The 19,196-nt window shown below is 73.2% G+C and carries 18 protein-coding genes; 14 read left to right on the top strand and 4 right to left on the bottom strand.

The features are described from left to right. Positions 1 to 54: 54 nt before the first annotated feature. The 4 genes from ACFSHS_RS19740 (at position 55) to ACFSHS_RS19725 (ending at position 4,430) form a co-directional block, all read left to right on the top strand. Entirely contained in the window at positions 55 to 675 is a 621-nt protein-coding gene (locus tag ACFSHS_RS19740) for a cyclodeaminase/cyclohydrolase family protein (RefSeq protein ID WP_376879836.1), read from the top strand. Next, on the top strand, positions 672 to 1,526 hold the full coding sequence (locus tag ACFSHS_RS19735) for a bifunctional 5,10-methylenetetrahydrofolate dehydrogenase/5,10-methenyltetrahydrofolate cyclohydrolase (RefSeq protein ID WP_376879834.1): 855 nt from the start codon (positions 672 to 674) through the stop codon (positions 1,524 to 1,526). Before ACFSHS_RS19740 ends, ACFSHS_RS19735 begins: the two co-directional genes overlap by 4 nt. Continuing rightward, complete coding sequence (folP, locus tag ACFSHS_RS19730; RefSeq protein WP_376879831.1) at positions 1,523 to 2,404, top strand: dihydropteroate synthase; 882 nt, start codon at positions 1,523 to 1,525, stop codon at positions 2,402 to 2,404. Before ACFSHS_RS19735 ends, folP begins: the two co-directional genes overlap by 4 nt. 163 nt (positions 2,405 to 2,567) lie before the next feature. After that, positions 2,568 to 4,430 (top strand): BCCT family transporter, encoded by a 1,863-nt coding sequence (locus ACFSHS_RS19725; protein ID WP_376879829.1) that lies wholly within the window; start codon positions 2,568 to 2,570, stop codon positions 4,428 to 4,430. Between the two features lie 75 nt (positions 4,431 to 4,505). Here the strand turns inward: ACFSHS_RS19725 and ACFSHS_RS19720 are convergent, their stop codons facing one another. After that, positions 4,506 to 5,168 carry a GntR family transcriptional regulator gene (locus ACFSHS_RS19720; protein ID WP_376879827.1) on the bottom strand — a complete coding sequence of 221 codons (663 nt, stop codon included), beginning with the start codon at positions 5,166 to 5,168 and terminating at the stop codon, positions 4,506 to 4,508. Between the two features lie 106 nt (positions 5,169 to 5,274). Between ACFSHS_RS19720 and ACFSHS_RS19715 the strand changes: the two genes are divergently transcribed. The 4 genes from ACFSHS_RS19715 to ACFSHS_RS19700 are packed head-to-tail and all read left to right on the top strand — an operon-like array spanning position 5,275 to position 10,893. After that, positions 5,275 to 6,663, top strand: a complete 1,389-nt coding sequence (locus ACFSHS_RS19715) for an L-serine ammonia-lyase (RefSeq protein WP_465252833.1) — start codon at positions 5,275 to 5,277, stop codon at positions 6,661 to 6,663. Between the two features lie 10 nt (positions 6,664 to 6,673). Continuing rightward, on the top strand, positions 6,674 to 7,522 hold the full coding sequence (gene purU, locus ACFSHS_RS19710) for a formyltetrahydrofolate deformylase (protein WP_376879822.1): 849 nt from the start codon (positions 6,674 to 6,676) through the stop codon (positions 7,520 to 7,522). Between the two features lie 25 nt (positions 7,523 to 7,547). Then, the gene (gene pabB / locus ACFSHS_RS19705) at positions 7,548 to 9,374 is read left to right on the top strand and encodes an aminodeoxychorismate synthase component I (RefSeq protein ID WP_376879820.1); all 1,827 of its coding nucleotides are present in this window, start codon (positions 7,548 to 7,550) and stop codon (positions 9,372 to 9,374) included. Positions 9,375 to 9,423: 49 nt separating this feature from the next. Beyond that, positions 9,424 to 10,893 (top strand): aldehyde dehydrogenase family protein, encoded by a 1,470-nt coding sequence (locus ACFSHS_RS19700; RefSeq protein ID WP_376879817.1) that lies wholly within the window; start codon positions 9,424 to 9,426, stop codon positions 10,891 to 10,893. A 74-nt stretch (positions 10,894 to 10,967) separates the two neighbouring features. On the opposite strand, the gene betA is transcribed toward ACFSHS_RS19700, so the two are convergent. Continuing rightward, on the bottom strand, positions 10,968 to 12,677 hold the full coding sequence (gene betA, locus ACFSHS_RS19695; RefSeq protein ID WP_376879815.1) for a choline dehydrogenase: 1,710 nt from the start codon (positions 12,675 to 12,677) through the stop codon (positions 10,968 to 10,970). A gap of 286 nt (positions 12,678 to 12,963) precedes the next feature. On the opposite strand from betA, the gene ACFSHS_RS19690 reads away from it, so the two are divergent. From ACFSHS_RS19690 to ACFSHS_RS19675, 4 genes are all read left to right on the top strand, one after another. Beyond that, a complete protein-coding gene (locus ACFSHS_RS19690) occupies positions 12,964 to 13,755 on the top strand; it encodes an IclR family transcriptional regulator (RefSeq protein ID WP_376879812.1) in 792 nt (263 codons plus the stop codon). Positions 13,756 to 13,898: 143 nt separating this feature from the next. Beyond that, positions 13,899 to 14,324 (top strand): bifunctional 3-phenylpropionate/cinnamic acid dioxygenase ferredoxin subunit, encoded by a 426-nt coding sequence (locus ACFSHS_RS19685; RefSeq protein WP_376879810.1) that lies wholly within the window; start codon positions 13,899 to 13,901, stop codon positions 14,322 to 14,324. Further along, on the top strand, positions 14,321 to 15,505 hold the full coding sequence (locus ACFSHS_RS19680; protein WP_376879807.1) for an NAD(P)/FAD-dependent oxidoreductase: 1,185 nt from the start codon (positions 14,321 to 14,323) through the stop codon (positions 15,503 to 15,505). Before ACFSHS_RS19685 ends, ACFSHS_RS19680 begins: the two co-directional genes overlap by 4 nt. A 59-nt stretch (positions 15,506 to 15,564) precedes the next feature. Beyond that, the gene (locus tag ACFSHS_RS19675; RefSeq protein ID WP_376879804.1) at positions 15,565 to 16,686 is read left to right on the top strand and encodes an aromatic ring-hydroxylating oxygenase subunit alpha; all 1,122 of its coding nucleotides are present in this window, start codon (positions 15,565 to 15,567) and stop codon (positions 16,684 to 16,686) included. An 80-nt stretch (positions 16,687 to 16,766) separates the two neighbouring features. On the opposite strand, the gene ACFSHS_RS19670 is transcribed toward ACFSHS_RS19675, so the two are convergent. Then, entirely contained in the window at positions 16,767 to 16,976 is a 210-nt protein-coding gene (locus tag ACFSHS_RS19670; protein ID WP_376879801.1) for an aldehyde dehydrogenase family protein, read from the bottom strand. Here ACFSHS_RS19670 and ACFSHS_RS19665 point away from each other — a divergent pair. Both ACFSHS_RS19665 and ACFSHS_RS19660 read left to right on the top strand, forming a co-directional pair. Continuing rightward, a complete protein-coding gene (locus ACFSHS_RS19665; RefSeq protein ID WP_376879799.1) occupies positions 16,962 to 17,246 on the top strand; it encodes an SDR family oxidoreductase in 285 nt (94 codons plus the stop codon). The genes ACFSHS_RS19670 and ACFSHS_RS19665 overlap by 15 nt on opposite strands. Continuing rightward, positions 17,243 to 18,037: a VOC family protein gene (locus ACFSHS_RS19660; protein ID WP_376879796.1), complete on the top strand. Its 795-nt coding sequence runs from the start codon at positions 17,243 to 17,245 to the stop codon at positions 18,035 to 18,037. The genes ACFSHS_RS19665 and ACFSHS_RS19660 overlap by 4 nt, the downstream gene beginning before the upstream one ends. Before the next feature lie 21 nt (positions 18,038 to 18,058). On the opposite strand, the gene ACFSHS_RS19655 is transcribed toward ACFSHS_RS19660, so the two are convergent. Beyond that, entirely contained in the window at positions 18,059 to 18,643 is a 585-nt protein-coding gene (locus ACFSHS_RS19655; protein ID WP_376879793.1) for a TetR/AcrR family transcriptional regulator, read from the bottom strand. Positions 18,644 to 19,196 lie beyond the last annotated feature (553 nt).

Below are 19,196 nucleotides of genomic sequence, written 5' to 3'. Positions count from 1 at the left end.
TGGAGGGGGCGATACCTGGCCCGCTTCTCCTCCTCGACTCCCGAAGGAGCCGTTGTGCGCACAGATGCGCTCCCCGCGTACCTGGAGCGGCTCGCCGCCCGGGTGCCCGCACCCGGCGGCGGCGCCGCCGCAGGCCTGCACGCCGCGCAGGCGGCCGCGCTGGTCGCGATGGTCGCCCGCTACAGCGACGCGCCCCGGTTCGCCGAGCACGCCGACGCCATCGCGGCCGTGACGGCGGTGGCCGACGACCTGCGCGAGCAGGCCCTCGGTCTCGCCGAGGAGGACGCTGCGGTCTTCACGGCGGTCACCGAGGCCTACGGGCTGCCCAAGGGCACCGACGCGGAGAAGGCGGCCCGCTCCGCGGCGATCGCCGACGCGCTCGTCGGCGCCGCGCGGGTGCCCGCGGCGGTGGTCCGCGTGGCCGACCGCGTCCTCGGACTGGCCGAGGAGCTCCTGCCGATCGGCAACCGCAACGTGCTCAGCGACGTCGCGGCGGCCGCCGAGGCCGCGCGTGCCGCGGCCACCACGGCACGCGTGAACGTCGAGATCAACCTGGGCGGCATCAAGGACCCCGCCGTGCGGGCCGAGCTGGCGGCCGCGGTCGACCCGGTCGACGACCTCGCCGTCCGCGCGGAGAAGGTCACCGCCGCCGTGCGCGAGGAGATCGCCCGATGACCGCCGTCCTGAGCGGCACCGAGGTCGCCGCCGGCATCCGCACGGAGGTGACCGCCGAGGCGGCACGGCTCACCGCGGCCGGCACTCCGCCGCGGCTGGCCGTGGTCGTCGCGACCGACGACGGGTCGAGCGCCTCGTACGTCCGGTCCATCGCCCGGGCGGCGCAGAGGACCGGCATCGCCTGCACGGTCGTCGACCTCGGCCCGGACGCCGCCCCGGAGGAGATCCGGGCCGCGCTGGCCGCGCTGAGCGACGACCCCGCGGTGCACGGCATCATCCTGCAGACGCCGCTGCCGCCGGACGCCGACTTCGAGGACCTCGCGGCGGCCATCGACCCCGCCAAGGACGTCGACGGTGCCAACCCGCTGAGCCTGGGGCGCCTGGCCGCCGACCTGCCGTCGTTCCCGCCGGCGACGGCGGAGGCCGTGCTGGTCCTCCTCGACGCGCACGGCGTGCCCCTGGCCGGCGCCCGGGCGGTCGTGGTCGGCCGCTCGAACGTCGTCGGCAAGCCCGTCGCCCAGCTGCTGCTGGCGCGGGACGCCACGGTGACGATCTGCCACCGGCACACCAAGGAGCTCGCCGACGTCACGCGGACCGCCGACGTGCTCGTCGCGGCCGTGGGCCGCCCGGGGCTGGTCACCGCCGAGCACGTCGCCGAGGGCGTTGTCGTCGGCGACGTCGGCACCAACCCGACCCCGGACGGCGGGCTCGTCGGCGACGTCGACGCCGCATCGGTCACCGGCCGGGCGGGCGCCCTGACACCGGTGCCGGGCGGCGTCGGCCCGGTGACCACGGCGCTGCTGCTGCGGCACACCGTCGCGGCAGCGCGGGCGTCGGCCGGCTCGGCGTGACCACGCCGGTGCCGGTCACCCCGGCGCCGGCGTCCCGCGCTCTCGCCGACCGGCTGCGGTCGCCGGCGGTCCCGCTGGTCTGCGGCATCGTCAACGTCACGCCGGACTCCTTCTCCGACGGCGGCCGGTTCCTCGCCGCCCGCGACGCCGTGGCGCACGGGCTCCGGCTGGCGGAGGAGGGGGCCGACCTGCTGGACGTCGGCGGCGAGTCCACCCGCCCCGGCGCGCGGCCGCCCTCGGTCGGGGAGGAGCTGCGCAGGGTCGTTCCCGTGGTCGAGGAGCTCGCCGCACGAACATCCGTGGCGGTGTCGGTCGACACCTCCCGGCCGGAGGTGATGCGCGCCGCGGTGGCGGCCGGCGCGGTCATGGTCAACGACGTGCGGGCACTCACGCGGCCGGGCGCGCTGCAGGCGGCCACCGACCTCGACGTGCCGGTGTGCCTGATGCACATGCGCGGCTCGCCGGGGGACATGCAGCGCGACCCGCGCTACGCCGACGTCGTGGCCGAGGTCCGGCAGTTCCTCGGGCTGCGGCTGCGGGCCTGCCTCGACGCCGGCGTCCGGCTCGAGCACCTCGTGGTCGACCCGGGATTCGGCTTCGGCAAGATCCTCGAGCACAACCTCGAGCTGCTGCGCTCCCTGCCGCTTCTCGGCGGCCTCGGCGTCCCGATACTGGTCGGGGTCTCCCGCAAGTCGATGGTGGGCGAGCTCACCGGCCGCCCGGTGGGCGACCGGCTCGCCGGGTCCCTCGCCGCCGCGCTGCTGTCCGCCCAGCGGGGGGCCGCGGTGCTCCGGGTGCACGACGTCGCCGCGACCCGCGACGCCCTCACCGTGCTGGCTGCGGTGGAGTCCGGCGGTCAGGGAGGCGTTCCATTGTGAGCAAGCTCATAACCGACCCTTGTGCCGGGAGAGCTTCTCTGGTTCGCTCTGCGCAACTCATTGCGACTTGCGCAACAGTTAGGGGAGTGCGATGAACGACGGTCCCGTGCAGCCCCCGGCCTCCGGTGCCGGAGCCCCGCCGTCCGCAGGAGGGCACGTCGCTGTGCCGTCCGGAGGAGGGCACGTCGCCGAGCCGGACCCGGACGGCGCCGCCCCCGGCGCCCACCCGGCGATCGCCGACACCCCGCCCTGCCTGGCCGACCGGCACGGCACCGTGGACCGCGTGCTGTTCGCCGTCGCCGCGGTGATGGCGCTGGGCTTCGTCGTTTGGGGCTTCTACACCCCGACGGGGCTGGGGTCGGTCAGCGGTTCCGTCCTCGGCTGGGTCACCGGCAACCTCGGCTGGCTGTTCGTGCTCCTGGCCACCGCGTTCGTCGTCTACGTCATCTGGCTGGCGGCCGGCAAGTACGGCCGGATCCCGCTGGGGCGCGACGGGGAGCGCCCGGAGTTCCGCACCATCTCGTGGATCGCGATGATGTTCAGCGCCGGCATGGGCATCGGCCTGATGTTCTTCGGGGTGGCAGAACCGCTGTCGCACTTCGTGTCCCCGCCGCCGATGACGGTCGAGGCCGAGAGCGCTGCCGCGATCGAGACGGCGATGGCCACCAGCCTGTTCCACTGGACGCTGCACCCGTGGGCCATGTATGCCGTCGTCGGCCTGGCGATCGCCTACGGCACGTTCCGGCGTGGCCGCCCGCAGCTGATCAGCTCGGCGTTCGTCCCGCTGCTGGGCGAGCGGCGCGTCGCCGGGCCGACGGGCCGGATCATCGACGTGCTGGCGATCTTCGCGACCCTCTTCGGGTCGGCGGCGTCGCTGGGGCTGGGGGCCCTCCAGATCGGCAGCGGCGCGCAGATCCTCGGCTGGGCCGGGGACGTGGGCAACGGGCTGCTCGTCGGCATCATCGCCGTGCTGACCGCAGCCTTCGTGGCCTCGGCGGTCTCCGGCATCGCCAGGGGCATCCAGTGGCTCGCCAACACCAACATGGTGCTCGCCCTGCTGCTGGCCCTGTTCGTGTTCGTGGCCGGTCCGACGGTGTTCATCCTCAACCTCATCCCCGACGCGGTGGGCAGCTACTTCTCCGACCTGGGCGAGATGGCCGCCCGGACCGAGGCCACCGGCGGCGACCCGATGGCGACCTGGCTGCGTGGCTGGACGGTCTTCTACTGGGCGTGGTGGGTCAGCTGGACCCCCTTCGTCGGCCTGTTCATCGCGCGGATCAGCCGTGGCCGGACCATCCGCCAGTTCGTCACCGGGGTCCTGCTCGTGCCCAGCCTGGTGAGCCTGCTGTGGTTCGCCGTCTTCGGGGGCGCGGGCATCGCCGCGCAGCGGGGCGGTGTGGACGTCGCCGGTGCGGGGAGCGCACAGGGTCAGCTGTTCGGCGTCCTCGAGCAGTACCCCCTGGCCACGGCCACGACCGTGCTCGTGATGATCCTGGTCGGGATCTTCTTCGTCTCCGGCGCCGACGCGGCCTCGATCGTCATGGGCTCGCTGTCCCAGCGCGGCACCCTGGAGCCCGGCCGCGGGATCGTCGTCTTCTGGGGCGTGGTGATGGGCGCGGTCGCGGCCATCATGCTGCTGCTCGGGGACGAGGGCGAGGCCCTGACCGGGCTGCAGAACCTGACGATCATCGCGGCCCTGCCCTTCATCCTGGTCATGGTGGGCATGGCGGTCGGCCTGGTGAAGGACCTGCGCCGCGACCCGGTGGTCCTGCGCGGGAACTACGCCAGCGTGGCCATCGAGCAGGCGGTGGTGGACGGCATCAGCCGGCACGGCGACGACTTCGTCATCGCCGTGGAGCGGGCGCACGGGGCCGACGGCCTCCGGCACGCGGCCGAGCCGGCGCAGGCTCCGCTGATCAGCCCGCGACCGGATGCCGACTCCGCGCTCCTGGCGGACGACGGCGGGCCCGGGCGCCAGGAGCCGAGCGTGCAAACCACCGGCCGGCCGCGGGACCCCCGCGACTGAACCAGGCGCGGACTCCCCGGCCCCCGCGGGGGCCCGCCGCGGGCGTGCGAGCGGTGGGGGGCGGGGGGTCCTTCGTCAGATGACCGCGCGGATGGCCTTCTCGAAGCCGATCACGTGCTCCCGTGCGAGCTCCTCGGCGCGGTCGGCCTCGCCCGCGGCGATGGCGCGGAGCAGGCCGACGTGCTCTCCGACGTGCTCGTCGACCGTGGGCAGCCGGTCGAGGAACAGGCAGAAGATCCGGGTCGCCAGGTTGTCGTAGCGCACCAGCACGTCCTCGAGGTGCGGGTTGTCCGCGGCCCGGTAGATGGCCCGGTGCACCGTGAGGTCCCACCGCATCAGCTCGTTGCGGTCGACGGCCGCGACCTCGAGTTGCTCGAGCCGGCCGGCCAGCTTGCTCAGCTCGGCGCGCACCTCGCGAGGGGCGCGCTCCGCGGCGCGGCGGGCGGACAGGGGCTCGAGCTGGACGCGGATCTCGGAGATGTGCGCCAGGTCGGTGATGTCCATGCCGGTGGCGAACGTGCCGCGGCGCGGATAACTGATCACGAGGCGGTCGACCTCGAGCCGCTTGAGCGCCTCGCGCACAGGGGTACGGCCCACGCCGAGGGAGCGGGCCAGCGCGTCGTCGTCGATCGGCTCGTTCGGCCGGATCTCGAGCATGATCAGCTGGTCACGGATGGCGACGTAGGCGCGCTCGGCCAGGGAGGCGGAGGCGCCCTCGACGTCAGGGGCGGCGGTCATCACGGAGGAATCGTAAGCCCTGTTGGGCCAGAATCCTTGCCTCGCACGGGGGAACGACATATCGTCGCAGCACTAGCTGATATACCAGTTGTCGTGCAGACTGCGGATGGGGGGTCCACCGTTGACGATCAGCGTGTTCGATCTGTTCAAGGTCGGGATCGGCCCGTCCAGCTCGCACACCGTGGGCCCCATGCGAGCCGCAGCCACGTTCGCCTCGCGGCTCCGGAGCGAGAACCTGCTGACCCGCACGGCCCGGGTCCGCTGCGAGCTCTTCGGCTCCCTGGGCGCGACCGGCCACGGCCACGGCAGCGTCAAGGCCGTCGTCCTCGGCCTGGAGGGCGAGCAGCCCGACCTGGTGGACCCCGTCGCGGCCGACCCCCGGGTGGCGGCGGTCCGGGCGGAGGGCAAGCTCCGGCTCGCCGGCGAGCAGCCCGTCGCCTTCGCCGTCGACGACGACGTGGTCCTGCACCGCAACCGGCGGCTGCCCTTCCACAGCAACGGCATGGTCTTCACCGCCTTCGACGGCGACGGGACCGAGCTCACCCGGCGCGAGTACTACTCGGTCGGGGGCGGCTTCGTCCTCGACGAGGACGACACCGGCGCGCCGGTGCTGGTCGAGGACCCGACGCCGGTCGCCTTCCCGTTCCGCACGGCCGAGGAACTGCTGGAGCACACCCGGCGAACGGGTCTGCGGATCAGCGACGTGATGCTGGCGAACGAGTTGTCCTGGCGCAGCGAGGCCGAGGTGCGCGCCGGTCTGCTGCACATCTGGTCGGTCATGCAGGAGTGCGTCGAGCGCGGCACCCGCACCCCCGGGGTGCTCCCCGGCGGGCTCAAGGTGCGTCGTCGCGCGGCGGCGCTGCGCGAGCAGCTCGAGAGCGCGCGCGACGACGCCGACCCGCTGCGGGCCATGGAGTGGGTGACGCTGTACGCGCTGGCGGTCAACGAGGAGAACGCCGCCGGCGGTCGGGTGGTCACCGCCCCGACCAACGGGGCCGCCGGCATCGTCCCCGCCGTCCTGCACTACCACCGGGACTTCGTGCCCGGCCACGACGACGACGCCGTCGTCCGGTTCCTCCTGACCGCGGCCGCGATCGGCCTGCTGTTCAAGGAGAACGCCTCGATCTCCGGCGCCGAGGTCGGCTGCCAGGGCGAGGTCGGCTCGGCCTGCTCCATGGCCGCCGCCGGGCTGGCCGAGGTGCTCGGCGGCACGCCCGAGCAGGTCGAGAACGCCGCCGAGATCGGCATCGAGCACAACCTCGGCCTGACCTGCGACCCGGTCGGCGGCCTGGTGCAGATCCCGTGCATCGAGCGCAACGCCGTCGGATCGGTCAAGGCCATCACCGCCGCGCGCATGGCCGTGCGCGGCGACGGCAGCCACTACGTCTCGCTCGACAAGGCGATCAAGACCATGCGGGAGACCGGCGCCGACATGTCGGTCAAGTACAAGGAGACCGCCCGCGGCGGGCTGGCGCTCAACATCGTCGAGTGCTGAGGAGGCACCCGTGTCCCACACCTACACGCTCACCTTGAGCTGCCCCGAGCGACCGGGCATCGTGCGGGCGGTGAGCAGCTTCCTGTTCGAGCACGGCTGCGACATCGTCGAGCACCAGCAGTTCGACGACGCGGTGCGCGGTCAGCTGTTCCTGCGCACGGCCTTCGCCTGCGCGGAGGAGACCGACCCGGAGCAGCTGCACGCGGAGTTCGCCGCCGTGGCCGAGCAGTTCGGCATGACCTACTCGCTCACCGGCGCGCACCCCCAGCGGATCCTGGTGATGGTGTCCAAGCTCGGGCACTGCCTCAACGATCTGATCTTCCGCTGGCGCGCCGGCAGCCTCGGCGGCGAGCTGGTCGCCGTCGTCTCCAACCACGAGGACCTGCGTCCCATGGCGGAGGCCGCCGGCCTGCCCTTCTTCCACGTCCCGGTCACCCCGGCCACGAAGGCCGCAGCCGAGGCGCGGTTGCTGGAGCTGGTGGACGAGTTCGACGCCGACCTGGTCGTGCTCGCCCGCTACATGCAGGTGCTGTCCGACGAGGCCTGCCGCGCCCTCCACGGCCGGGCCATCAACATCCACCACTCGTTCCTCCCCGGCTTCAAGGGCGCCAAGCCCTACCACCAGGCCTTCGACCGAGGGGTCAAACTGGTGGGCGCGACGGCGCACTACGTCACCCCCGACCTCGACGAGGGCCCGATCATCGAGCAGGAGGTGATCCGCATCGACCACGCCCACGACCCTCGGGCGCTGGCCACCGTGGGACGGGACGCGGAGGCGCTCGCTCTGTCCCGGGCGGTGCGCTGGCACTGCGAGCGGCGGGTCCTCCTCAACGGTTCCAGTACCGTCATCTTCCGATGAGCACCGGCGTCCCCCCGACCCTGCGGTGACCCCGGCCCACGTCCCGTGGGGCCGCTTCGACGACCTGCGCGCCGACACCGCGGTGCTCTGCCCGCCTCCGCACCGGGTCCTGGTCGCCGACCGGCCCGCGGAGGTCGTCGAGGTGCTCGCCGAGGTGCAGCGCGCCACCGACGCGGGGAGCTGGGCCTTCGGGTACGTGGCGTACGAGGCGGCGGCGGGCCTGGACCCGGGGGTCGCCGTGCACCCGCCCGACCCGGACGGACCACCCCTGGCCTGGTTCGGCCTGTGCGACGAGCCCACGACCGTCCCCACCCTGGACGCGGCCGATCCGGCGGCGGTCCCGGACGCGTACGAGGCGGACTGGGCGGCGGCCTGGGTGGCGGAGGAGCACGCGGCCGACGTGGCCCGCATCCGCGACCGGATCGCGGCCGGTGACACCTACCAGTGCAACCTCACCGTCCGGATGCGCGGCCGGTTCGAGGGGGATGCGGTCGCCCTCTACCGCGACCTCGCCCTCGGGCAGGGCGGCGCCTGCAACGCCTATCTCGACCTCGGCCGGTTCGTCGTCGCCAGCGCCAGCCCCGAGCTGTTCTTCGAGCGCAGGGGGGACGACGTCCTGCTGCGGCCGATGAAGGGCACGTCGCGGCGCGGGCGGTTCCCGGCGGAGGACCGCGAGCTCGCCCGGCGGTTGCGTGCCAGCGCCAAGGAGCGCGCCGAGAACGTGATGATCGTCGACCTGATGCGCAACGACGTCGCCCGCGTCGCCGAGGTCGGCAGCGTCGCCGTGCCGGCGCTGTTCTCGGTCGAGCGGTACGGCACCGTGCTGCAGCTGACCTCGGACGTCACCGCCCGGCTGCGGCCCGGCACCGGCCTGGTCGAGCTGTTCCGGGCGTTGTTCCCGTGCGGGTCGGTCACCGGCGCGCCCAAACCGAGCTCCATGGGGATCATCCGGGACCTGGAGCCCACACCTCGCGGCGTGTACTGCGGGGCCGTCGGTCTGGTGGGGCCGCCCGGCGCCCCGGTGCGCGCGCGCTTCAACGTCGCTATCCGCACCGTCGTCCTCGACCGGGCGACGGGCACCGCCGTCTACGGCACCGGGGGAGGGATCACCTGGGGCTCGGACGCGGCCGCCGAGCACGCCGAGGTCCTCGTGAAGGCCGCCGTCCTGCAGCGGCGCCCGACCGACTTCGAGCTCCTCGAGACCATGCGATTCGACCCGCGCACCGGGCTCCGCAACCGCCTGCGCCACCTGCGGCGGCTGGCCGGCTCGGCCGCCCACCTCGGCTTCCGCCTGGACCCGGGCGCCGCCGAGGCGGCGCTGGACGCGCGGCTGGCATCGGCCGGCCCCGCCCGGGTGCGGTTGCGGCTGCGGCGCGACGGTCGGCTGTCCGTCGACGTCGAGCCCCCGCCCCCGCCGGCCGTTCCGCCGGTGACGCTCGTGGTCGATCCCGAACCGGTCGACTCGCGGAACACCGCGCTGTTCCACAAGACCACGCTCCGGGAGCCCTACGAGCGGCGCTTCGCCCGCCGGGGTGCCGCCGACGACGCGATCCTGGTCAACGAGCGCGGCGAGCTCACCGAGACCACCCGGGCCACCCTCGCCGTGCGGCTCGACGGGCAGTGGTGGACGCCTCCGGTCGAGTCCGGCTGCCTGCCCGGCGTCGAGCGGGCCCGGCTGCTGGACCTCGGGCGGCTGCGCGAGCGGGTGCTGGTGCTCGACGACCTGGAGCGCGCCGAGGCCCTGGCGGTGGTCAGCTCGCTGCGTGGCTGGCGCCCGGCCCGCCTCGTCGACCTCAGCCCTGGACAGGTGCTCGCCGGAGCCTCCGAGGGTTCCGGCGTCCCGCCCCGCTGAGCGGCGTCGCACCGCGCACGCACGCTGTTCCCACGACACGAGGAGTGACATGGCCAACCTGTTCATCGGCGGCGCCTGGCGCGCGGCGTCCTCCGGCGCCCAGCGCGAGGTCGTCAACCCCTTCGACCAGAGCGTCGTGGCCAAGGTCGACGAGGCCACGGCCGACGACGTCGCGGCCGCCGTCGCCGCCGCGCGCGACGCGTTCGACGCGGGGGAGTGGGCGCGGACGCCGGCGCGGGAACGGGGCGACCTGCTCGACCGCGTGGCCGACCTGCTCCTGCGCGACAAGGAGGAGATCGCCCAGCTGGAGACGCGGGACACCGGCAAGACGCTGGGGGAGAGCCGGCAGGACGTCGACGACGTGGCCGCGGTCTTCCGCTACTACGCCGACCTGGCTGACAAGGACCCCGGGCGGCTCGTGGACGCCGGCCGCACCGACGTCGTCAGCCGGGTCGTCTACGAGCCGGTCGGCGTCTGCGCGCTGATCGCCCCCTGGAACTACCCCCTGCTCCAGATCTCCTGGAAGGTCGCCCCGGCCCTCGCCGCCGGCAACACGGTCGTCGTCAAGCCCAGCGAGGTCACGCCGCTGACGACCATCCACCTCGTGAAGCTGCTCGCGGAGGCCGGCGCCCCGGCGGGCGTGGTCAACCTGGTGCTGGGCGACGGCAAGGTGGTCGGCGCGGCCATGGTCGAGGACCCGGCGGTCGACATGGTGTCCTTCACCGGGGGCGTGGCCACCGGCCAGTGGATCCTGCGGGCCGCGGCGGAGACGGTGAAGAAGGTGACCGTCGAGCTGGGCGGCAAGAACCCCAACATCGTCTTCGCCGACGTCGACTTCGACACCGCCGTCGACCACGCGCTGACCGCCGTCTTCCTGCACTCGGGCCAGGTGTGCTCCGCCGGGGCGCGGCTGATCGTGCAGGACGAGATCCACGACGCCTTCGTCGCCGCCGTGGCCGAGCGGGCCGAGCGCATCCGGCTGGGCAGCGGCTTCGACGACGCGACCGAGAGCGGACCGCTCGTGTCCGCCCAGCACCGGGAGACCATCGAGCGGTACGTCGCGACGGGGATCGAGGAGGGCGCGCGGCTGGTCGCGGGCGGTCGCCGTCCCGAGGACCCGGAGCTCGCCGGGGGCTTCTTCTACCGGCCGACGGTGTTCGCCGACTGCCGGGGCGACATGCGGATCGTGCAGGAGGAGTCGTTCGGCCCGGTGATGACCGTGGAACGGTTCAGCACCGAGGCCGATGCGATCCGGCTCGGCAACGACACGCACTACGGCCTCGCGGGCGCCGTCTGGACGGCGGACGCCGGGCGGGCGGAGCGGGTCGCGCGGGCACTGCGCCACGGCACGGTGTGGATCAACGACTACCACCCGTACCTGCCGCAGGCGGAGTGGGGCGGCTTCGGCCGCTCCGGCAACGGCCGCGAGCTGGGCCCCTCGGGCCTCAACGAGTACCGCGAGGCCAAGCACATCTGGCACAACACCGCACCGCAGCCGTCGGGCTGGTTCACCGCCTGACCGCCGCCGGCCCGGGCATACGCAAGAGGCCCGCCACCCCGAGGGGTGGCGGGCCTCTTCCGTCCGTGCGGGGATCAGCCCAGGTTCGCGGTCTCCGGGCGGTTCTCCGGGCTGACCTCCTGCGCGGCGGCCCGGCGGTGCCGGTAGAACTCGACGTGCTCGGCCGGCAGGGGCTCGTTGCCCAGGATCAGGTCGGCGGCCTTCTCGGCGAGCATCATGACCGGGGCGTAGATGTTGCCGTTGGTCACGTAGGGCATGGCCGAGGCGTCGGCGACGCGCAACCCCTTCAGCCCGTGCACCCCCATGGTCGTGGGGTCGACCACCGACAGCGGATCGGTGCCCATCTTCGCGGTGCACGAGGGGTGCAATGCCGTCTCGGCGTCCTTGGCCACCCAGGCGAGGATCTGCTCCGGGGTCTCGATCTCCGGCCCGGGCGAGATCTCGCCGCTGCTGAACTCCGAGAACGCGGGCTGGGCGAAGATCTCGCGCGCCACCTGGACCGCCTCCACCCACTCGCGGCGGTCCTGCTCGGTCGACAGGTAGTTGAACCGCATCGCCGGGTGCACCCGGGGGTCGGTCGACGTGATCTTCAGCGTGCCGCGGGCGTCGGAGTACATGGGGCCGATGTGCACCTGGTAGCCGTGGTCACCGGCCGGCATCGACCCGTCGTACCGGACGGCGATGGGCAGGAAGTGGAACATCAGGTTCGGGTAGTCGACGTCCTCGTTGCTCCGCACGAACCCGCCGGCCTCGAAGTGGTTGGTCGCGCCCAGGCCCTTGCGCAGGAACAGCCACTCGGCGCCGATCCCCGGCTTGCGCCACCACTTCATGCCCGGCGCGATCGACACCGGCTTCTTGCAGCCGTGCTGGATGTAGACCTCGAGGTGGTCCTGCAGGTTCTCGCCCACACCCGGCAGGTCGGCCACGACGTCGATGCCCAGCGCGCGGAGCTCCGAGCCGTTGCCCACGCCAGAGAGCTGCAGGAGCTGCGGGGTGTTGATGGCACCGCCGGCCAGCACCACCTCGCCGGCGCGGACGGTCCGCAGCGGCCCGCGCCCGTGCCGGTACTGCACGCCGACGGCCCGGTCGCCCTCGAACAGGATCTTCGTGACGAAGGCGCGGGTCTCCACGGTGAGGTTCTTGCGGGAGAGGACCGGGTGCAGGTAGGCCCGGGCGGCGCTGAGCCGACGGCCCCGGTGGAGGTTGCGGTCGAACCGCCCGAAGCCCTCCTGCCGGTAGCCGTTGACGTCGTCGGTCAGGGGATAGCCGGCCTGCTGCGCGGCGGACAGGAAGGCCTGGAACAGCGGGTTGGTGGCGGGGCCCCGCTCGAGGACGAGCGGGCCGTCGTGGCCGCGGAACGGGTCGTCCGGCTCGGCCGCGAGACAGTTCTCCATCCGCTTGAAGTACGGCAGGCAGTGGGCGAAGTCCCAGGTGTGCATGCCGTCGTCGGCGCCCCAGCGCTCGTAGTCCATCGGGTTGCCCCGCTGGAAGATCATCCCGTTGATGCTGCTGGAGCCGCCGAGCAGCTTGCCGCGGGCGTGGTAGACCTTCCGGCCGCCCATCCACGGCTCCGGCTCCGTCTCGTACTTCCAGTCGTAGAAGCGGTTGCCGATCGGGATGGTCAGGGCCGCGGGCATGTGGACGAAGACGTCCCACAGGGAGTCCTTGCGGCCGGCCTCGAGGACCAGGACGGAGCGCCCGGGATCGGCACTGAGCCGGTTCGCCAGGGCGCTGCCGGCCGATCCACCCCCGACGACGACGAAGTCGTACCGCTGCTCGCCCATGTGTCGCTCCTCCGTGCACGAGGCCGTCGGCTGCCGGTGGATCCGGTCAGCGTGATTCGTTGCACATTAAGGGCGGTGTTCTTCATGGGGCAACACTCTCCGGCGGGGTTTTTGAACGAATGTCCGAGGCGGTCGCGCACAGAGCCTGGCGATCGGCCGCGTCCCACGGCGCGGTGCAGGCCCTGGGTCCGGCCCCTCGCAGCGGACTCCCTCGACAGGGCGACGTGGAGATCCGGATGGCGCTCCGCCGGGCGGTGATCCGACGGCTGGTCCCTACGCTGGGTGGATGGACTTCGAGGAGAACCACGTCGCCGAGCGCGCTCCTGCGGCACTGGTGCAGTCGGTGGACCGCGCGCTGATGATCCTCGAGATCCTCGGCTCCCGTGGCGAGGCGGGGGTCACCGAGATCGCGGCCGAGCTCGGCGTGCACAAGTCCACGGCGTTCCGGCTCGTCGCCGTCCTCGAGAGCCACGACTTCGTGGAGCAGCTGGTCGACCGCGGCAAGTACCGCCTGGGTTTCGGCATCGTCCGGCTCGCCGGTGCCACCGCCGCGCAGATGGATCTGACCCGGGAGGGCCGCCGTACCTGCGAGGAGCTGGCCGTCGACCTGAGGGAGACGGTCAACATCGCGATCCTCGACGGCGACCGGGTGGTCAACATCAGTCAGGTGCGGGGGGCGGGATCGATCACGTCGTACAACTGGGTCGGCCAGGCGACGCCGCTGCACGCGACCTCCAGCGGCAAGGTCCTGTTGGCGTTCGCCCCCGAGCCGGTGCGGAAGGAGTTGCTCAGCGGGGAGCTGCAGCGCTTCACGGACTCGACGATCACCGATCTCGAGGCGCTCCACCGGGAGCTCGCCGAGATCGAGGCCCGCGGTTGGGCAGCCACCGCGGAGGAGTACGAGGTCGGCCTCAACGCCGTGGCTGCTCCGGTACGCGACGCCGAGGGGCGCGTGGTCGCGGCGGTCAGCGTGTCAGGACCGTCGTTCCGCCTGGCCCCGGAGACGTTCGGCGACGTGGCGCCCCGCGTGGTGGCGGCGGCCGACGGGCTCAGCCGGAGGCTGGGCTTCTTCCGCTAGACACCACCTCGGACTCCGGAGGCGGTCCGGTCGCTCCGCGCCCGGCCGTCAGCGGGAGTGGACGGACGTGCTTGCGGGGTGTGATGTCCGGAGCCGGCGAGCAGCGCACGTGATGCTTGACACAGGAATGCCGCACCGCGACGATGTTGCGCATGACGGTGAATGTTTCGCATGACGCACCGAATGGGCGGCGTATGCGGGTCTGTGCCTTGAGCGAGCTGGCCCCGGGGGAGGCTCGTCGCCTCGAGCTCGACCCCCCGGTCGCCGTCTTCCACACCGACGACGGCGACGTCTACGCCATCGACGACACGTGCACCCACCAGGACGCATCCCTGGCCGATGGCTGGCTGGAGGGCTGCGAGGTGGAGTGTCCGCTGCACGCGTCACGGTTCGACCTCCGCACCGGCCGCGTCGATGCTCCTCCGGCCAAGAAGCCGGTGCGCACCCACGAGGTCACGATCGACGGGGGAGAGGTCTACATCACCCTGTCCGACGCGGTACCGAACCTGCCGCCGGGCGTCGGGGCGCCGACGGGCGGGTCGGCCCCGTCGACCGCGGGCCTGGCATGAGGAGCGTGGCCGTCGTCGGCGCCTCCCTGGCGGGCCTGAGCGCCGTCCGTGCGCTCCGCCGCCAGGGCTTCGAGGGCCGCCTCGTCCTGGTCGGCGGCGAGCCGCACCGGCCCTACGACCGCCCGCCGCTGTCCAAGGACTTCCTCGCCGGCACCCTGGGGGAGCCGGACCTCGCGCTGGAGGCGGAGGACGAGGACCTGGACGTGGAGTGGCGGCTGGGCAGCCCCGCCGCGGGCCTGGAGCCCTCGGCCCGCACCGTCCGGCTCCGCGACGGGAGCGCGGTCGAGGCGGACGGCGTCGTCCTGGCCACCGGGGCGGTGCCGTGCCGGCTGCCCGGTTCCGACGGGTACGACAACGTCCACGTCCTCCGGACGCTGGAGGACGCCGTGGCGCTGCGCGAGCAGCTGCTCCCCGGTCGGCGGTTGGTCGTCGTGGGCGCCGGGCTCATCGGGCTCGAGGTCGCCTCGACGGCGCGGGCGCTGGGCGTGGACGTCACCGTGGTGGACCCGCACGCCGCACCGCTGTGGGCCGCCCTGGGGCCGGAGGTGGCCGGAGTCGTCACAGCCCTGCACGAGGGCAACGGGGTGCGTCTGCTGAGCGGTGCGCGGGTCGAGTCCCTCGTCGGGTCCGGGGCGGGGGGCGTGGAGGGTGTCCAGCTCCAGGACGGGCGCCGGATCCCGGCCGATCTCGTCCTGCTCGCCATCGGCGTACGACCGGCGGTCGACTGGCTGCACGGGTCGGGCGTGCAGGTGGACCGGCGCGGCGTGCTCTGCGACGGCACCGGGGTCAGCAGCATCCCGGACGTCGTGGCGGTGGGCGACTGCTCCGCCTGGTACGACGCGGAGGGCGCCGACTTCCGCCGCGAGGAGCACTGGACCGCCGCCCGCGAGCGCGCGGCCGTCGCGGTCGGCTCGCTGCTGGGTGGCTCCGCTCCGGCGTCCGGGCGGCCGCCCTACTTCTGGTCCGACCAGTTCGGGCTGCGCCTGCAGTTCGCCGGTCGTCGCCGCCCCGGTGACGATCTCGTCGTCGAGGAAGGGGATCCCCTCGACCTCGACTTCCTCGCCTCCTACCGCCGGGAGGGGCAAACCGTCGGCGTCGTCGCCTTCGACCGGGCGCGGTCGTTCACCAAGTGGCGCCGCGGCCTGGCCTCGCCGACCGCCCAGCAGGTCCTTCCCGTCTAGCTCTCGTCTTCTCGTCCAGCCCGTCCACCCTTGTCTCCGACGCAAACCCGAGGTGTCGCATGACCGCAACCGACCTGCCCGCCAGCCTGATCCCGACGCTGCCCGGGCAGCACTACACCGACCCGGCCGTCTTCGGGCTGGAGCAGTCGAAGATCTTCGAGCAGATGTGGTTCTGCGCCGTCCGGTCCGCCGACCTCCCGACGCCCGGCAAGTTCGAGAAGGTCCAGGTCGGTCGGGAGAGCGTGCTCGTCGTCCGCGGCCGTGACGGCCAGCTGCGCGCCTTCCTCAACATCTGCCGGCACCGCGGTGCCCAGATCTGCACGGAGGACTCCGGCGAGGTCAAGCGGGCCTTCCAGTGCCCGTACCACGCCTGGACCTACGACCTGTCGGGCAAGCTGATCGCCGCCCCGAACCTGACGAGCATGCCCGACGTCGACCGCGTCCAGTACGGCCTGGTGCCGGTGCACCTGCGGGAGTGGCTGGGCTACGCCTGGGTCTGCCTGGCCGACGAGCCCCCCTCCTTCGAGGAGGACGTGATGGGCGCCGTCGTCGAGCGCCTGGGCGACCTGGAGTCGATCGACCGCTACGACCTCGACACGCTCGAGGTCGGCCGGCGGATCACCTACGACGTGAAGGCCAACTGGAAGCTCATCGTCGAGAACTTCATGGAGTGCTACCACTGCGCGACGATCCACCCGGAGCTCACCGAGGTCCTCCCGGAGTTCGCCGACGGGTACGCCGCGCAGTACTACGTCGGCCACGGCGCCGAGTTCGGCGGCGACGTCAAGGGCTTCACCGTCGACGGCAGCGAGGGCTTCGAGAAGCTCCCGGGTGTGGCCGACGACCAGGACCGGCGCTACTACGCGATCACGATCAAGCCGAGCGTGTTCGTCAACCTCGTGCCCGACCACGCGATCTTCCACCGCATGTTCCCGATCGCCGAGGACCGCACCATCGTCGTCTGCGACTGGCTGTACTCCAAGGAGGTCGTGGCGTCCGGCAAGGACGTCTCGCGGTCCGTGGAGCTGTTCCACCGGGTCAACGAGCAGGACTTCGAAGCCTGTGAGCGCACCCAGCCCGCGATGTCGTCGCGCGCGTACGCCCGTGGCGGCGTCCTGGTGCCCTCCGAGCACCACATCGGGGCCTTCCACGAGTGGGTCACCGGGCGCATCGCCGACTGACCCCGCCCGAGTGCGCGGAGGCCCCGTTCCCACGGCGGGAACGGGGCCTCGGCGCACTCCCTCCGGGCGGGATCCCCGGCTCACCTGACGTAGAGCAGCCGCTTGCTGGCGAACTCATCGATGCGGAGCGGGCCCAGCTCCCGGCCGCAGCCGCTGCGCTTGACGCCGCCGAAGGGCAGCTCCGGTCCTTCCCAGGCCCAGGTGTTGACGTTCGCGATGCCGCACTCGAGCTCCGTCGCCACCCCCATGCCCCGGTCCTCGTCGGTGCCCGGTCGGTGGCGGTGGACCACGGGCCGGAGGTCCGGTGCAACGCGGTGCGGCCCGGGTGGATCACCACCGGGATGGCCGACGAGGCCTTCGCGCTGGCGCGGAACCCCGAGGCGGCCCGCCGCGACGCCCTGGCCCGGCACCCGGCCGGCCGCCTCGGCGAGCCGGCGGACGTGGCCGGCCTGGTCGCGTGGCTCGTCTCCGACGACGCCCGCCACGTCACCGGGCAGTGCTTCACGGTCGACGGTGGTCTCACCGCGGCCTCACCCCTCGACCCCGGGATGTTCCGATGACCGGCCTCGAGCGCACGGGGCGGTCCGACGGCGGCGTGGCTCTGGACCACACCTCCTTCGCCGTCCACGACGCCATGGACTGGGCGCGCCTCCTGCGCCGGCTACTGGGCGCGACGCCGATCGCCGGCGAGACGCTGCCGGAGTTCCGCTATCTCCTGCTCCACGTCGGGACGGCAGAGGCGGGGGGTCGGCTGGAGCTGCTGGAGCCGGTCGGGCCGGGCTTCCTCACGCGGCACCTGGACAAGCGTGGTGAGGGGCCGCACCACGTGACGTTCACGGTGCCCGACCTCGAGGCCATGGTGGACCGCGTCCGGGCTCTGGGGGCGACGGTGGTGGGGGAGACCTACGACCACCCGCCCTGGCGGGAGGCCTTTCTCGCGCCGGACCACCGGCACGGCGTCGTCGTCCAGCTCGCCCAGTCCGACCTCGCCTACCCGTCCGCGCAGGAGCTGCTGAGCACCCGCGACCGGGACACGGCGCGCTTCCCCAGCACGCGCGGTGCGACGGACCCGCTGTGGTGGACACCGCTGTGGGACGAGGCTCCGCAGCTGACGGCCAGGCTGGGCGCTACCCACCTCGGGTCCACGGACCTGCAGTTCTCCCGGCGCCTGTTCGGAGACGTCCTCGGGGGACGGGTGGTGGAGGGGCGAGGGTTCCTCGACATCTCCTGGCCCGGTGGCAGCCTCCGGGTGCACGCGTCCGACCGCCCAGGGGTCATGGGCGCGAGCCTGCGGGGCGGCGGTGCCGACGAGCTGAGGATCGGAGCGGCGTGGCTCGGGGCGCGCACCTGACACGTGTCCGGCGCGCGGTCCTCAGTCGGCCAGTGCGATCTCCTCGCACCGCGCGACACTCCTGCGGATGGACGCACGGTCCAGCCCGAGCAGCGCGGTCAGCCACATGCCGTTCTGCAGGACGACGATGTCGAGGGCGCGCCTCTTGCACTCGGCGGCCGAGAGCTCGGGTCTCGCGGCCCTGATCAGCGCGGCGAGCCCCGCGCGGTACCGGTTCTGCGCTTCGGTGTTGATCGCGGCGAAGTCCTCGTGGGCGTGCGCGAGCGCCCAGAGCTGGAGCCGTCGGGACAGGTACTCGGTCGTGAGGTACTCCGGGCCCGCGACGCGGCGCAGTGCCGTGCGGAGCCGCTCGTCCGGGGACTTGGCCGGATCCGGCTCCACCATCGCCACGTCCTCCTCCTCGATCCGGCGGAGGGCCGCGCGGATGAGGCTGATCTTGTCCGCGTAGTAGTAGTTCACCAGGCCCAAGGCGACGCCCGCCTCGCGCGCGACCGCCCGCATGCTGAGGCCGGAGATGCCGTGGCGCGACAGCAGGCTCACCACGGCTTCGAGGATCAGCGCCTGCCGGTCCACCTTCTCGTCAGCGTTCGCAGTCCGCTGGCTCACCCGGCCAGCCTAGTGTCGCCGACCTCGGGGCTCCTTCCGCCACGGGGGCGGCTCTCCCGCCAGGGACGCGGCCCTCCCGCCAGCGACGCGGCCCTCCCGCCAGGGACGCGGCCCTCCCGCCCCCGGCCCGCCCCGGCCCGCCCCGGCCCGCCCCGGCTCGCCCGGGGGTCGTGGGTCGGGGGCGGCCCCGGCGCGGGCCGCTCGACAGGTGGCGTGGTGGGCGGGCGCTGTCCGGCTCGGCGCCGCTGTGCAGGTGCACGACGAGAAGATCCTTGCCCAGCAGGCGACGAAGACATATCGTGCAGCTCCAGTTGATATACCAGGTGGCTGGCAGAGCGGGAGGGTTTGCGCGAGTGATGCTGGACACGGCTCCGGTCCCTCCGCGCGTTCGGCGCCGTCCAGCTGCCGGCGCACAGGTGATCGCCCGCCCCCGGCCGGCTCGGTCGTCCCGGGTTTCGTCCCGCGCCGTCGTCCCCTCTCGCCCGGGACGGTGTCCCGGGGCCGCCGCTCGCCGCCCTTCCGGGTTGCGACAGCAGGGCGCGTGCGCCGGACG

This window comes from Blastococcus deserti (genome assembly GCF_042682525.1).
Lineage (GTDB): Bacteria > Actinomycetota > Actinomycetes > Mycobacteriales > Geodermatophilaceae > Blastococcus_B > Blastococcus_B deserti.
The sequence above is the reverse complement of the archived record's forward strand: the minus strand, read 5'-3'. Positions and strand labels throughout refer to the sequence as shown.

Coding starts and splice junctions, on each gene's coding strand:
- ACFSHS_RS19675 (WP_376879804.1), top strand. CDS start 15,565: ATGACCGCAACCGACCTGCCCGCCAGCCTGATCCCGACGCTGCCCGGG.
- ACFSHS_RS19680 (WP_376879807.1), top strand. CDS start 14,321: ATGAGGAGCGTGGCCGTCGTCGGCGCCTCCCTGGCGGGCCTGAGCGCC.
- ACFSHS_RS19735 (WP_376879834.1), top strand. CDS start 672: ATGACCGCCGTCCTGAGCGGCACCGAGGTCGCCGCCGGCATCCGCACG.
- ACFSHS_RS19690 (WP_376879812.1), top strand. CDS start 12,964: ATGGACTTCGAGGAGAACCACGTCGCCGAGCGCGCTCCTGCGGCACTG.
- ACFSHS_RS19720 (WP_376879827.1), bottom strand. CDS start 5,168: ATGACCGCCGCCCCTGACGTCGAGGGCGCCTCCGCCTCCCTGGCCGAG.
- ACFSHS_RS19685 (WP_376879810.1), top strand. CDS start 13,899: ATGTTGCGCATGACGGTGAATGTTTCGCATGACGCACCGAATGGGCGG.
- ACFSHS_RS19700 (WP_376879817.1), top strand. CDS start 9,424: ATGGCCAACCTGTTCATCGGCGGCGCCTGGCGCGCGGCGTCCTCCGGC.
- ACFSHS_RS19660 (WP_376879796.1), top strand. CDS start 17,243: ATGACCGGCCTCGAGCGCACGGGGCGGTCCGACGGCGGCGTGGCTCTG.
- ACFSHS_RS19715 (WP_465252833.1), top strand. CDS start 5,275: ATGGGGGGTCCACCGTTGACGATCAGCGTGTTCGATCTGTTCAAGGTC.
- betA (WP_376879815.1), bottom strand. CDS start 12,677: ATGGGCGAGCAGCGGTACGACTTCGTCGTCGTCGGGGGTGGATCGGCC.